Below are 13,917 nucleotides of genomic sequence, written 5' to 3' on the forward strand. Positions count from 1 at the left end.
TCATCCCTCAAAGCGGTAGCCGTAGCCGCGCACCGTCTCGATCATGGTGCCGCAGCCGCCCAGCTTGGCCCGCAGCTTTTTCACATGGGTGTCCACCGTTCGCAGGTCCCCGAAGTAATCATAGCCCCATACGGCGTTGAGGATGCTCTCGCGGGATAGCGCGATGGCACGGTTGTTCTTGAAATAAATCAGCAGCTCGTATTCCTTGGGCGTCAGGTCGACCGGAGCGCCGTCCACCAGCACCTCGCGGCGCAACTCGTTGACGGAAAGCGAGCCCAACTGCTCGACCGGCATGGCGGCGCGGCCCTCGCGTTTGAGCAGGGCTCGTACACGCGCGGCCAGAACGATGGGAGAGAACGGCTTGGTCACATAATCGTCCGCGCCCTCCTCCAGCCCGCGGACCTGGTCGGCGTCCTCCGCGCGCGCGGTCAGCATCATGACAGGCAGGTGCTTGTCTCCGCTTTCCTGTGCGCGCAGCGCGCGGAGCACCTCGAACCCGTCCATGCCGGGCATCATCACGTCCAGAATCGCCAAGTCAAGCCCAGACTGGCGGTTTTCGATCATCTGCAGGGCCTCACGGCCGTCTGCGGCCTCGAGGATGCTGTGGCCGTCCCTCTTGAGAAAATCGCTGACCAGGCGCCGGATGCGCGCCTCGTCGTCGGCAATCAATATCATTGACATCAGGCTTTCACCCCTTGTATCGGATAATACCAGTATACCGTGTCAGTTTGTCCGTTCTGTGAACAAAAAACAGGTTTTTACATATCCTGCTCCAATACATACCGGTACAGGGCGTTCTTTTTGACGCCGGTCTGCGCGGACACCGCTTTGATTGCGTCCTTCTGCGTCTGCCCGTCTGCCATCCGGAGGCGCACGGCCTCCGCCGCCGCAGTCAGCCGCGCCGGTTCGTCCGGCGCGGCATCCGGTTCGTCCGGCGCGCCCTCGATGGTCAGCACAAATTCGCCGCGCGGCGGATGTGCGTCGAAGTACTGAACGGCTTCGTCCAGCGTCATGCGGAGTGTTTCCTCGTGGAGCTTGGTCAGTTCACGGGACAGGGAAAGGCGGCGCGCCCCGCCGAAGGTGTCCGCAAGGTCGCGCAGGGTGGCGCACAGCTTGTGCGGCGCTTCGTAAAAGATCATGGTGCGTTTTTCGTTTCGCAGCGCGTCCAGGTGCGCGCGGCGCGCCTTTTTATTCACGGATAAAAAGCCCTCGAAACACCAGCGTCCGGTCGGCAGGCCGGAGGCCGCGAGCGCGCAGACCGCGGCGCAGCAGCCGGGGATGGGCACGACCGGTATGCCATGCGCCGCGCACAGTGCGACCAGATCCTCGCCGGGGTCGGAAACGGCGGGTGTACCCGCATCCGTGACCAGGGCGCAGCTTTCACCCGCGCGCAGCCTGGCCAGCACCTCCTCGCCGCGCGCGCGGCGGTTATGCTCATAATAGGAGATCAGGGGCTTCCTGGGCAGAGCGCAGGCGGTCAGCAGCTTTTGCGTCACGCGCGTATCCTCTGCGGCGATGAAATCGACCGACGAAAGAATATCCCGCGCGCGGGGGGACAGGTCGCCCAGGTTGCCGATCGGCGTGGCGACCAGATACAGAATGGATTCACTCATTGTAATATTCCCTTAAAAAATTATTTTTTGTATATTTTGTTATATTCCTCGCTTTGGACAAGCAGCGGCGGTTCGACCGAAAGGCCTTCCGCGCTGCCGCCCTTGCGGCATTCGACCAGCACCGCGCTGGGGACGGCCTGCGCGGTCTGGTGTACGAGGCGGAGCCGTTTAGGGACGAGACGGACGCGGGCGAGCGCTTCCAGCAGCGTCCACATGCGCTCGGGACGGAACACGAACGCGGCCTTGCCGCCCGTATGCAGCACAAAGGAACAGGCCACGGCAAGGTCCTCCACCGTGCAGGTGCCATCCTGACGGGCGGCGCGGCGTTCCGGCGCGGGCGCGTTTTTGCCCGCGTTCCGGTCGAAATACGGGGGATTGCACACCACATAGTCCATACTGCCGTGGGGGAGGAGCGTGCGGATCTCGCGCAGGTCGCCCTGTAGAGCGGTGATGTCCACGCCGTTGTCGCGGATCGAGCGCCGGAACAGGGCGAGCGCGCCCTCCTGCAGCTCCAGGCCGGTCATACGCAGGTCGGGGCGGTAAAGCAGCAGGGCGAGCGCGCCCGTGCCGCAGCAGAGGTCGAGTACGCGCGCGTTCCGGCGCGGTCTGGCAAAGGAAGAAAGCAGTACGCTGTCCTGCCCAAGCTTGAAATATCGGTCGTCCTGATGCAGGAGCAGGCCGTTGGGAAGCCGTTCGGTTGTCTGCGCCATAATACCTCCTTATCCGGAAACAGAAAGAGCCGGTCCGTGACGGACCGGCCGCAGGTGCGTTTGGTTTATCTGCCGGCTTTCACGCCGTGTTGCCGCGCATGCTCCTTAAGCTTGGCAAAGGTTTCCGCGCTGATGACATGCTCAATGCGGCAGGCGTCCTCGGCCGCGGTTTCGGGCGAAACGCCGAGCATGGTCAGCAGCTCGGTCAGCACGGTATGGCGCTCATAGATCGTTTCCGCGATCGTGCGTCCGGCGTCGGTCAGGCACAGCAAGCCGTTCTGATCGATGGAAACATAGCCGTTGTCCCGCAGCAGGCCGACAGCGCGGCTGATGCTCGGCTTGGAAAAGCCGGTGTAGTGGGCAACGTCAATCGAGCGGACCGACCCTTTTTGGTGCTGCAGAATCAGGATTGCTTCCAGATAATTCTCAGCACTCTCCTGCACTTTCATCGTGCCTTATCCTCCTTTTTCTCTTTTCCATGTTTTTTATTTTAGCATATCCGGCTGATTTTGGCAATATAGCGATGCTTGCAAGGCCGCGCAATTTTGGGTACAATGGGGAAGACGGAGGGATGCCCCATGAAAGTATTTTTATCCCCGGCGAAAAATATGCGCGCCGCAGCGGCGGCGCTGCCGGATATGACAGCGCCGCGCTATCTGCAGCAGGCGGAAGCGCTCGCCGCGGCCCTGCGTGCCAAGGCGCCGTTTGAGCTGGAGAGCATCCTGCAGACCAGTCCGGCGATCGCGCTGCGGGCGGCGGCGCTCTACCAGGACTGGACAGACGCGGGCGGCGTACCCGCGATTCTGGCGTATGATGGGCTGGCCTATAAATATCTGGAGGCGGAAACGCTCACGGCGGCAGAACTGCGGTTCGCGCAGGACAGCCTGCGGCTGTTTTCCGCGTTTTACGGTCCGCTGCGGCCGCTCGACGCAATCCGCCCCTACCGGCTTGAGCTGGCGCACCGGCTGGATGGGCGCAGCCTGTACGAGTTCTGGGGCCGTGCGTTTTACGACGATCTGTTCGGTGCGGGTGAAGCGGTGGTCAACCTCGCCTCAAATGAATACAGCAAGGCGGTGCGGCGCTATCTGCAGACAGGCGACCGGATGGTGACCTGCGAATTCCTGACCTACCGCAAGGGGAAGCTGCGCTGCCTGCCCACCATGGCGAAAATGGCGCGCGGCCGCATGACGCGGTATATCCTGCAAAACAGCATCGAGTCGCCTGAGCAGCTCACTTTGTTTGACTGGAACGATTTCCGGTATGAGCAAAGCCTGTCGGACAACCAAACGCTGACCTTTATTGTCCGCGCGTGACAGGGAAGCGCCGCGGGAAGATGTCCTGAAGCGAGAAAGGCCCCACCTGTCCTTTGGAGGACGGGCGGGGCCTTGGTATGGCGTTAATGCGGGGGATTGTCCTGCGGCTGGGGCGGCACGGGCGCCTGCTCCGGCGGCTGGGGCGGGACAGGGGGCGCGGCCTCCTGCGGCGCGGCTTCTTCAGCGGGCAGGGGTCCCAGCTTGCGGTTGATCTCCTGCGTGTTGCGGCATAGCACGAGCAGCAGCAGCGCATACTCAAACGTGATGCGGGCAACCAGATTGCCGACCACGAACACGAAAAGCGCGGCAAAAAAATGCGAGAACAGCAGCATGACGCTGTATACGGCGATGGCGACTGCAACGATACAGTATAGGGCGCGGATCAGCTTTTCGGTGAAAAAGGTGCGGAACGTAAAAATATCATGCAGCTTGGCGGCCGACCCTTTATAGATGTTGGGCTTGCGCACGAAAAGGAAATACAGCGCAAGCCCGCCCGCTACAATGACGAGCAGCGCCAGCACCGGCAGCACGAGGCTAAAAAACGGCGTATAGGAATAGGTTTGCGTATATAGGTAAGGGTAGCTGCTCATAGTTTCCTCCTGAAAAATATTGAAGCATTTGTGTATTTAGTGTAACATATGCGGGAAAGCGTTGCAAGTTAAATCGAAATGTTGTACGCTATAAGGGAGAAAACGATACGGAGAAACGACAATGAGGATTTTACACACTTCGCCCGCACAGGACGGATTTTTTATGCCTGCGGAGTTCGCGCCGCACGACGGCTGCCTGATGATCTGGCCGGAGCGCGGGGATTCCTGGCAGTATGGAGCCTATGCGGCGCGGCGCGCGTTTATTCAGGTGATGCGGACGATCGCGGAAAGCGAAAAGCTGACCGTGCTCTGCTCGGAGGGGCAGTATGACAATGCCCGCGCCCAGCTTCCGGATGCGGTGAGGCTGGTTGTGATGGAGACAGACGACGCCTGGGCACGCGACGTGGGGCCGACCTTTGTGATCGACGGCAGGGGCGGCCGCCGCGGCATCGACTGGGGCTTTAACGCCTGGGGCGGCGCGGTGGACGGGCTTTACCCAAGCTGGGAAAAGGACAACCGCGTGGCCCGCAAATTTTGTGACCTGCTGGAAAACGACTGCTATGACAAGCGGGATTTCATTTGCGAGGGTGGCTCGCTCCATGTGGACGGGGAGGGTACCGCGCTCGTCACCGAGGCCTGCCTGCTCTCCGCGGGGCGCAACCCGTCCCTGTCGCGGGAGGAGATCGAGCGCACGCTGTGCGCGTACCTCGGCGTTTCCAGGGTGATCTGGCTGCCGCGCGGCATCTACCATGACGAAACCAACGAGCATGTGGACAACGTATGCGCGTTCACAGCGCCCGGCGAGGTCGTGCTGGCGTGGACGGACGACGAAAGCGACCCGCAGTATGCGCTTTCCAGGGCGAGCTTGGACGCGCTTGAGGCGGCGGTGGACGCAAAGGGGCGCCGGCTTCGGGTGCATAAGCTGCCGCTGCCCGCGCCCGTGACCATCACGGAGGAGGAATGTGAGGGGCTCGACCTGTGCGAGGGCGAGCCGACGCGCACGCCGGGCGAGCGGCTGGCGGCAAGCTACGTCAATTTTTATATCGCCAACCGGACGGTCGTCATGCCCGCGTTTGACGACCCGATGGACGAGACGGCGAAAGAAATCCTGCAGGGCCTGTTTCCGACGCGCAGGGTGGTCGCCATCCCCGCGCGCGATATTCTGATTGGCGGCGGGAACATCCACTGCATCACGCAGCAGATCCCCCGCGCGTGAGCGCGGGAATCACCAACCGTATGAGGAGTGAAAGCATATGAGCAAAGTAACCGTAGCCGCGGTACAGATGACCTATGGGCTGGAAAACGCGGTGCAAAGGGTCGAGGAGGCGGCCGCGCAGGGCGCGCAGGTCATCCTGTTGCCCGAGCTGTTTGAAAACTGGTATTTCTGCCAGGAAAAGAGCTATGAAAACTACCATCTGGCGACAACGCTGGAGGAAAACCCCGCGGTGAACGCGCTGCGGACGGTCGCACGCGACTTTCGGGTCGTGCTGCCGGTCAGCTATTACGAGCGCGTGGGCAACACCACATTCAATACGGTCGCCGTGATCGACGCGGACGGGACGGTCCTCGGCCAGTACCGCAAGACGCATATTCCGGACGATCATTTCTATCAGGAGAAATTTTATTTCACTCCCGGGGACACGGGCTTCCGCGTGTGGGACACGGCCTATGCCAAAATCGGCGTGGGCATCTGCTGGGACCAATGGTTTCCGGAATCCGCGCGCTGCATGGCGCTGATGGGCGCGGAGCTGCTGTTTTATCCGACCGCGATTGGCTCCGAGCCGATCCTGGAATGCGATTCCATGCCGCACTGGCGCCGCTGCATGCAGGGCCACGCGGCGGCGAACATCATGCCGCTGGTCGCGGCCAACCGCATTGGTACGGAAACCGTGACCCCCTCGCCCGACAACCAGAACCAGTCGTCCTCGCTGACGTTTTACGGCTCGTCCTTCATCGCGGATGAGACCGGAGCGCTGGTCGAGCAGGCGGATCGGGAAAACGCCTGCGTCCTGACGCATACGTTCGATCTGAACGGGATCCGCGAGCTGCGCCGGAGCTGGGGGACGTTCCGCGACCGGCGGCCGGAGATGTACGGCGCGCTGGGGCGCTTCGGATAACCGCAAAAAAGGACAAGGCGGGGCCTTGTCCTTTTTCTATTGCACGCCGTTGCGGCCGGAATATCACGAATCGCTTCAACCTGTTCCGCGGTCAGTCCGGCCTGGGCGTCGCCGCCCAGCGCGGCGTTGAACGGGCGCACCTGCGTAAGGGTGTTGCCGCAGTAACCGCCGGTTGGGCTGTTCGCGATCAACTGCAGCTCGTCCGTGGGGTGGTGCTGGTGGTTCTCCTCTACAGTGGGGGACGGCGGTGCCTCCAGATGGCCCGCGCCGCTGTCCGGAGCCGCTCCCCAGCTGTATAGCGGAAGGGAAAGCAGCGGCAGGAGCAGAAAAGAACGATACATACCTCCTTTTCCGGCTTAGGCAGAAGGTTCCGCGCCTCAGTCCGGTTCGGCGCTGCCGATTTCCCGCAGAAGCCGCTGGCGCGTATCGTCAAACAGCAGTTGCTTGTTGTGCGCGAAGTAGGCCTCGCAGCCAAAATTCTGGATAAACCAGGAGGTAAAGTAATTCGCGGTCAACTCGGTGGCGAACAGCACAAGCTCCTGGCTGTTCGGGATGGCCGCGTCGAGGAAAGCAAAGACGTTCGCCAGTTGCCGGTCCGTGCGGTCCGCCGCGTCCGCGCGCGCCTGCACATCCTCCTGGAACAGCGCCTTGAGCCGCTCGAACGCCTGCCCCTTAGGCACCTTTTCCAGCGCGAGCGCCTGCTGGAAAGCCGCGAGCCGCTCGGCCTCGCGCGCGGCGGTAAACAGCGCGTCCTTGTCGGTCGAGCCTGCGTCGCGGCGGCGCGTGAGCGCGGCCTGTTTTTCGTCCAGCAGGGTGCCGAGCATTTTTTCGCCCTCGCGGATATGGACGAGGTCCTGATGCAGCGCGTCGGTGAGACGGTCCAGCCGGTATGCCTCGCGCGCGCTGTCCGCCAGCCGCGCGAGCAGCAGGCCAAGCACGCCCAGCTTCTCGTCGAACGCCGCGCCCGCCAGCTCGGAGGCGCGCACCTTTTCCCAGGCGCCGTCCAGGATCTCCTCCACGCGGTAGACGCGCTTGTATTTTTCATAAAGCTGCAGGTAGTTGGCGAAATCGGCTGCCACGCGGGGGAGCTGCAGGTATTGCCCGACCACTTGGCGGTCGACGGGTAGGTCGAGCGTTTCGTATACCTGCATCAGCTCGGACAGGTCCTCCCAGCCGCGCGCGGTGACGAACTGCAGCCCGTCCGCGGTCGCCTCCACCCGATAGAAATGGTCGCGCCGGATCTCAAGATAGGAGAGGATCGCGCCATGGATGCCGCGCCGGTAGGCGTATTCCTTCCAGACCGCGAAGTCCTCCTCGACGTCGATGCGCTTGACGCGGTCGAGCGTGACCACATCGAACTCGCGCACGGATTTGTTGTATTCGGGCGGGTTGCCGGCCGCCACGACCATCCAGCCGTCCGGCAGGCGCTGGTTGCCGAAGGTTTTGCACTGCAGAAACTGCAGCATCATGGGCGTGAGCGTTTCTGAGATGCAGTTGATCTCGTCAAGGAACAGGATGCCTTCCTTGGTACCCGTACGCTCCATCTCGCGGTAGACCGAGGCGATGATCTCGCTCATGGTGTAGGCGGTGACCGTGCGCTCCGCACCGCCGAGCTGCACGGTTTCGATAAAGGGCAGGCCGAGCGCGGACTGGCGCGTGTGGTGGGTCAGCGTGTAAGACACCAGCCCCACGCCAGTCTCCTCCGCGATCTGCTCCATGATCTGGGTTTTGCCGATGCCCGGCGGCCCCATCAGCAGGATGGGACGCTGCCGGATGGGCGGGATGCGGTACGCGCCGAACGCATCCCGCGCGAGATAGGCGCGCAGTGCGTTTTTGATCTCGTTTTTTGCTCGTTTGATATTCATAAAGCATTACCTCGTGCGTTATCCGTTGGTGTAAGGGGACGGGCGGGCCGCCGTTATCCGGCGGAGAGTTCGCTTTCCCGCAGGATCAGCCGGATGCCCCACGGCGGGACGTTGTCGGGATAGGCCTCGCCCTCCAGCATGACGAACGCCGCGTCGTATCGGGGGCGTTTTTTCGGATAGATGCCCAGTCCGTCGGTGAAATAGAGCAGGCCGCGCAGGTGATGGAACGCGCCCTCGCTGACCAGCCGGTCCACATGCGCGAATACCGGCCGGAAATCGGTGGCGGACTGGCCGATCAGCTCAAAATGCTCCATATACTCCCGCAGCTCGCGCTCGCAGGTGATGCGCCTGTCCGCGCGGAGTTGGTCGTCGCACTGCAGGATGCGCAGGTTGAAGCGTCGGAAAAAGCTCTCGTTTTCCCGCAGCAGTGCGTAGGTGTGCGATAAAAAGCCGCGCACCAGCTCGCCCGAGGTGGACATGGAGGTATCGATCGCGATGACGAAATCCTCGATCCGGCGTACCTCGCGCGTTTCGAGCGGCTCGATCAGCGGCATGTTGCCGAAGTGCCGAAGGCCGTAGGCGTAGTAGCCGTAATCGAACGAGTCCGCGTCCACCGCAACCTCCTCGCGCAGCGCGGCAAAACGGCGCAGGAACGAACGGTAGTCCGCGGTCCCGCGCGCGGAGACCGCGAGCTGCTCGCGCACGGCCTCGCCGCCGGCCGCCTGGTTGGAGAATACGGTTTCCATCGCGGTCTGGGTCTGCTCGGCGGCGCGCTGCCACTGACGCTCCTGCTCGTCGTCGCTTTCCTCCGGCCAGAGCGCGTGGTCGTCCACATGGAATACGCGGGACAGCGCCGCGCAGTCATAAAGCCCCGCCCGTTCGCGCCGGAATTGACGGTAAACCGCCTCGGCAGTCAGCACTGGCATGCTTTCGCGAAGCTGCCGGTACAGGTGCTGCCGGCGCACGGAGGGCTTGTCCGCCTGCAGGCAGCGGTAGTCGAGCGCGTCCAGCATGCTTTCAACCGCTACGTCGCAGGCAAGATCCCACAGCGCTCGGTCGCGGCCGCGCGCCTTGGCGGGATGCCGCAGCAGACAGTGGAACACCGTGTGCAGGTATGCGCGGCACACATTTGCGCGCGAGCGCTCGTACTGCTGGGCGAGCCACGGGCCGCTGTAATACAGCGCGCGGGAATCCGTTGCGAGCGTCGCAGTATCGTACCCGTCCGAGACGGTCAGCGCGGCCAGCGCCGTATCCAGAAAGGGCAGGCTCATATACAGCTCGGTGCGGGCGGAAAACAGAATTTCCCGCCCGATTTTTTGCCAGCGTTCACTTTGTGCCATACATAACCCCCTCTTTTATAAGTCAAACGTTTTTGCGCGCCCCTTGGGGGATGATTGTCCGGCGGCGAGCAGCACGGACAGCGCGGCGGTCTGCTCCTTTTCGCGGGCGGTATCGCACGCGGCGTCGATTTCAGCTGGAGACAGCACACCGAGCGACAGCAGGAAGGTGAGCGCCGCGCTTTCGCCCGCGGCGGCGCAGCGGCGGGCGAGCGTGCCGCCGTGGGCGCGCAGGCAGTCCAGACAGGTGGCGCGGGCGGCGTCCGACAGGCCGAACGGCGTTGCCAGCCGCCGTATGGTGACGCGGGCTGCGACAAGGAAATCGTGCCGTTCGAGCAGGCCGGACAACGCGCGGTCGTACTGGTGCGTGCTGAGCGCGCCGCCGTCAAAGCATTGGCGGTAGCCGTAGCCCGCGCCGTGGATGCGCCGCTGGAAGATATGCGCGGGCGTGAGCGCTTCCAGGTCCTCGGAATAGGCGGGGAAGAGCAGGTAGTACACTGTCCCGTTCCAGAAAAAACGCACATCCAGCTCGCCCGCGTACTCGCCGAGCAGCTTGTACAGGCAGGTGGGGGCAGAGGGGTCGGCATACAGCCGCACCTCGCGCAGCGCGCGGCAGTTCATCAGCGCGCCGCCGCCGAAATCGGTCACCGCGCTGGACAGTGTAAGCGTTTTCAGCCGGCGGCAGTTGTAAAACGCATAGCTGCCCACGCTTTGAAGCGGCTGCGGCAGCGCGACCGAACGGACGGCGTTTGCGTCGTGCTTCGGCTCCGGCCCGCCGCAGGTCACGCGGACGGGAAAAACGTCCTGCCCACGCAGGTCCGGCGCGCGTTCGCTGAGCGCGTAATTCCCGAGCGAGACCACCGGTGCGCCGCCGATCTCGTCCGGCAGGCGCACGCTGTCGTCGCGCGTCTCGCAGCGCAGGATGGCAACGCCGTCCGGTATTTCCCTGCAGGTCAGAAGCAGCTCGTTTTCGCCCTCGACCGTGTACATGGCGTACACCTCCCTCCATTCCGGTTTGATGTTCGTTTTTGATTATAACACAGCCGCGGCGGCGCGGCAATAAATGTGCCGTGGATTTGTGTGTTTTGCCGCTTGACCGTGTTCCGGCGCACCGGTTACAATAGAAAAGCAAGGAGGTGCGGAGGATGAAAGGGATTAAAGATTTTTTGATTATGTATTTCTTATGCGTTATAGTGCTTCTGATTGCGGCAACCGTCCTTTCGGGTGTGAAAGGGGGTTTTTGGTCTCTTCTGCTTTTCGGCGCTTTTCTGGTCACGCTGCTGTTCTATGCTGCATTTCGCCTGCTCTGCCGGATCGATGAGCTGGAACGGCGGCTGGATCAATTGACAGGCGTTCGGGAGGACGGGGAAAAGGAATAGGTGATATTATGATAATAAAATATCATTGTAATAATTTATAAAAATTCTCAAAATGCGCTTGACAAAGCGGGGAAATAAGAATATACTGTGACCATACTGAACAAACCAATGACGAAGACGAGTAGCAGGGAGACCGAACCTCCAAGAGAGCCGCGGGCGGTGGGATCGCGGCAGGCAAGGGCCTTGTGAATGGACTTCACCAGGGCAAGGCGAAAGGGCGTTCCGCCCGAGTAACTGCGACGGGGACTCCGCCCGTTATCAGGGGAGCGTGCATTGTCGGATGCGCGGAAGCGAGCGGGCGCGTCGGCGCGTCAACTTGGGTGGCACCGCAAGGGTTTGTTTACAAGCCCCTGTCCCATGGATTTGGGACAGGGGCTTTTTTATTTTGTCCATTCATTCATAAAACATAGAAAAAGGAGAGAACCTACCATGGCTAAGATTCCGCACAGACTGTATTTGACCGAAGACCAGATGCCGAAGCAGTGGTACAACCTGCGCGCCGATATGAAAGAACAGCCTGATCCGCTGATCCATCCCGGCACGCACCAGCCGCTTCCGGAGGAGGCGCTGTACCCGATTTTCTGCGAAAAGCTCGCCCATCAGGAGCTGGACGGGAAAACGCGCTATATCGATATTCCGGAGCCGATCCTCGATATGTATAAGCTGTACCGCCCATCCCCGCTGTGCCGCGCGTATAACCTGGAAAAGGCGCTCGGCACGCCCGCGAAGATCTACTACAAGTTCGAGGGCAACAACACCTCGGGCTCGCACAAGCTCAACTCGGCCATTGCGCAGGCGTATTACGCCAAGGAGCAGGGGCTAAAGGGCCTGACGACCGAAACCGGCGCGGGCCAGTGGGGTACCGCGCTCTCCGAGGCGTGCGCGTACTTTGGGCTGGACCTCAAGGTGTTCATGGTCAAGGTGTCCTATGAGCAGAAGCCGTACCGCAAGGCGGTCATGCAGACCTTCGGCGCGGATGTGACGCCCTCCCCCTCGAACACCACCGAGGCGGGCCGCGCCATCCTCGCCCACGACCCGAACACCGGCGGCTCGCTCGGCTGCGCGATCTCCGAGGCGGTCGAAATGGCGACGACGCAGGAGGGTTACCGCTATGTGCTCGGCTCGGTGCTCAACCAGGTGTTGCTGCACCAGTCCATCATCGGCCTGGAAAGCAGGCAGGCCATGGAACTGCTGGACGAATATCCGGACATCGTCATCGGCTGCGCGGGCGGCGGCTCCAATCTTGGCGGCCTGATCGCGCCGTTCATGCGGGATAAGCTGACCGGCAAGGCCGACCCGCGTATCATCGCGGTCGAGCCTGCCTCCTGCCCGTCGTTCACACGCGGCAAATACGCGTATGATTTCTGCGACACCGGCCACGTCACCCCGCTGGCGCGCATGTATACGCTGGGCAACGGCTTCATGCCCGCCTCCAACCACGCGGGCGGCCTGCGCTACCACGGCATGAGCCCTATCCTTTCCAAGCTGTACCATGACGGCTACATGGAGGCAACCTCGGTCAAGCAGACCGATGTGTTTGACGCGGCGGTGCAGTTTGCCAAGGTCGAGACCATCCTGCCTGCGCCCGAGTCCAGCCATGCGATCCGCTGTGCGATCGACGAGGCGCTTAAGTGCAAAGAGACCGGCGAGGCCAAGACCATCCTGTTCGGCCTGACCGGCACGGGCTACTTTGATATGTCGGCTTACGAGGCATATCATAACGGCACGATGCGCAACCATGTGCCGACAGACGAGGAACTGCAGACCGGCTTCGACACCCTGCCCGGCCAGCCGGAATAGCTACATAACAACCGGAAAGGGCGTGCGTCTGCTTGCCGTGGGCGGATCAGGTGCTGGATACCATCGTGTCGTGGGCGATACTGCTGTTTGAATATGTGGGCGTGGGCGTGATCGTCGCGTCCGGCGTGCGGGGCGCGGTGTGTTATGTCCGGCGCGATCCGGAAACGCGCCTTAAGCTGGCCAAAGGCCTGGCGATGGGGCTTGAATTCAAGCTGGGCAGCGAGATCCTGCGAACCGTGGTCGTGCGGGAGCTTCGGGAGATCGTACTCGTTGGCGCGATCATCCTCCTGCGCGCGGCGCTCACGTTCCTGATCCACTGGGAGATCACAAATGAAGAGAGGACCGCCGGGCATCCGCCCGAGGAGCCCTGAGCAGGCCGCGCCGCGCGATCGGCGCGGCCTGCTTTTTCCGTTTTCGTGGTGTGCTAAACGGGGCGAGCGAAAATATTAAGAAATTCCCTCGGTTTTTCTTAATATTTGTCTGGTATCCTGAGATAAAGGAGGGATACGGATGCGGAACCTTTTGCTTCTGGCCTATGAAGCGGCAGCGGTTTTGCTGCCCGGCCTTGTACTGTGCGCGGCGCTGTACCGGCGAGGCGGGAAAACGGGACGGGCTGCGCCGCCTTTGCTGCTCCTGCTGTTTGCCATATACCTGTTTGGGGTGTTCCATGTGACCGGCGCGGGAACGATGTACGACGCGCTCCAGCGCGGGCTGGAGTGGAACGCCGGTCAGGTCAACCTGCTGCCGTTTTCACGGGAAGCTGATCCGATGGGCTATGCGCTGAATGTCGTGCTGTTCCTGCCGTTCGGCCTGCTGCTGCCCCTGCTCTGGCCCGCGCTGGACAGGCTGGGACGCGTGGCCGCGGGCGGGTTTGCCTTTTCCCTGCTGATCGAGCTCAGCCAGCTACTTAACAACCGCCGGACGGATGTGGACGACCTGCTGATGAACACGCTGGGCGCGGCGCTGGGGCTGTTGCTGTATCGGGCGCTGGCATGGGCGGGGCTGCGCTGTGGGAGAAAGCGGGGAGAGGTTTGCGAACCGACGCCCGCGCTGTACATCGTGGCGCTGTTCGCCGGGCGCTTCCTGCTGTTTCATGAGCTGTGGGCGGCGGGGCTGCTGTACGGCTTTGCCGGATGAAAACACAAAAGCCGGTTGCGTTCCGGCGGAATATACCGTATACTGTCTTTTATGAG

General features: G+C 62.2%; 15 protein-coding genes. 7 read left to right on the forward strand and 8 right to left on the reverse strand.

All coding sequences use genetic code 11. The features are described 5' to 3' along the window. From RX717_RS02260 to RX717_RS02275, 4 genes are all read right to left on the reverse strand, one after another. Entirely contained in the window at positions 1–681 is a 681-nt protein-coding gene (locus tag RX717_RS02260; RefSeq protein ID WP_054327527.1) for a response regulator transcription factor, read from the reverse strand. A 77-nt stretch (positions 682–758) separates the two neighbouring features. After that, positions 759–1,613: a 16S rRNA (cytidine(1402)-2'-O)-methyltransferase gene (rsmI, locus tag RX717_RS02265; RefSeq protein ID WP_054327526.1), complete on the reverse strand. Its 855-nt coding sequence runs from the start codon at positions 1,611–1,613 to the stop codon at positions 759–761. A gap of 20 nt (positions 1,614–1,633) precedes the next feature. Next, positions 1,634–2,323, reverse strand: coding sequence for a tRNA1(Val) (adenine(37)-N6)-methyltransferase (locus RX717_RS02270; RefSeq protein ID WP_316960533.1), 690 nt, complete (start codon positions 2,321–2,323; stop codon positions 1,634–1,636). Between the two features lie 65 nt (positions 2,324–2,388). Continuing rightward, a complete protein-coding gene (locus RX717_RS02275; RefSeq protein WP_054327524.1) occupies positions 2,389–2,772 on the reverse strand; it encodes a metal-dependent transcriptional regulator in 384 nt (127 codons plus the stop codon). Positions 2,773–2,901: 129 nt separating this feature from the next. On the opposite strand from RX717_RS02275, the gene RX717_RS02280 reads away from it, so the two are divergent. Further along, positions 2,902–3,636, forward strand: a complete 735-nt coding sequence (locus RX717_RS02280) for a YaaA family protein (protein WP_159068088.1) — start codon at positions 2,902–2,904, stop codon at positions 3,634–3,636. 83 nt (positions 3,637–3,719) lie between these two features. On the opposite strand, the gene RX717_RS02285 is transcribed toward RX717_RS02280, so the two are convergent. Then, on the reverse strand, positions 3,720–4,226 hold the full coding sequence (locus RX717_RS02285) for a DUF4282 domain-containing protein (RefSeq protein WP_107631066.1): 507 nt from the start codon (positions 4,224–4,226) through the stop codon (positions 3,720–3,722). A 121-nt stretch (positions 4,227–4,347) separates the two neighbouring features. Here RX717_RS02285 and aguA point away from each other — a divergent pair, with 121 nt between their 5' ends. Together aguA and aguB are read left to right on the forward strand one after the other, a co-directional pair. After that, positions 4,348–5,442 carry an agmatine deiminase gene (aguA, locus tag RX717_RS02290; protein ID WP_107631065.1) on the forward strand — a complete coding sequence of 365 codons (1,095 nt, stop codon included), beginning with the start codon at positions 4,348–4,350 and terminating at the stop codon, positions 5,440–5,442. Positions 5,443–5,479: 37 nt separating this feature from the next. Further along, a complete protein-coding gene (aguB, locus tag RX717_RS02295; RefSeq protein ID WP_054327520.1) occupies positions 5,480–6,343 on the forward strand; it encodes an N-carbamoylputrescine amidase in 864 nt (287 codons plus the stop codon). A 377-nt stretch (positions 6,344–6,720) separates the two neighbouring features. Here the strand turns inward: aguB and RX717_RS02300 are convergent, their stop codons facing one another. Genes RX717_RS02300 through RX717_RS02310 form a run of 3 tightly spaced genes read right to left on the reverse strand, consistent with a single transcriptional unit; the run spans position 6,721 to position 10,535 of the window. Further along, positions 6,721–8,208 carry an AAA family ATPase gene (locus tag RX717_RS02300; RefSeq protein ID WP_107631064.1) on the reverse strand — a complete coding sequence of 496 codons (1,488 nt, stop codon included), beginning with the start codon at positions 8,206–8,208 and terminating at the stop codon, positions 6,721–6,723. Positions 8,209–8,261: 53 nt separating this feature from the next. Then, entirely contained in the window at positions 8,262–9,548 is a 1,287-nt protein-coding gene (locus RX717_RS02305; RefSeq protein ID WP_107631063.1) for a vWA domain-containing protein, read from the reverse strand. A gap of 15 nt (positions 9,549–9,563) precedes the next feature. Next, positions 9,564–10,535, reverse strand: a complete 972-nt coding sequence (locus tag RX717_RS02310; protein WP_107631062.1) for a leucine-rich repeat protein — start codon at positions 10,533–10,535, stop codon at positions 9,564–9,566. Positions 10,536–10,690: 155 nt separating this feature from the next. Between RX717_RS02310 and RX717_RS02315 the strand changes: the two genes are divergently transcribed. The 4 genes from RX717_RS02315 (at position 10,691) to RX717_RS02330 (ending at position 13,861) form a co-directional block, all read left to right on the forward strand. Further along, positions 10,691–10,924 (forward strand): hypothetical protein, encoded by a 234-nt coding sequence (locus RX717_RS02315; protein ID WP_054327516.1) that lies wholly within the window; start codon positions 10,691–10,693, stop codon positions 10,922–10,924. Between the two features lie 429 nt (positions 10,925–11,353). Next, a complete protein-coding gene (locus tag RX717_RS02320) occupies positions 11,354–12,724 on the forward strand; it encodes a TrpB-like pyridoxal phosphate-dependent enzyme (protein ID WP_107631061.1) in 1,371 nt (456 codons plus the stop codon). Between the two features lie 32 nt (positions 12,725–12,756). Further along, positions 12,757–13,095, forward strand: coding sequence for a DUF1622 domain-containing protein (locus RX717_RS02325; protein WP_054327515.1), 339 nt, complete (start codon positions 12,757–12,759; stop codon positions 13,093–13,095). A 139-nt stretch (positions 13,096–13,234) separates the two neighbouring features. After that, positions 13,235–13,861 carry a VanZ family protein gene (locus tag RX717_RS02330; RefSeq protein WP_107631060.1) on the forward strand — a complete coding sequence of 209 codons (627 nt, stop codon included), beginning with the start codon at positions 13,235–13,237 and terminating at the stop codon, positions 13,859–13,861. Positions 13,862–13,917 lie beyond the last annotated feature (56 nt).

The organism is Intestinibacillus sp. NTUH-41-i26 (assembly GCF_032769475.1).
Classification (GTDB): domain Bacteria; phylum Bacillota; class Clostridia; order Oscillospirales; family Butyricicoccaceae; genus Agathobaculum; species Agathobaculum ammoniilyticum.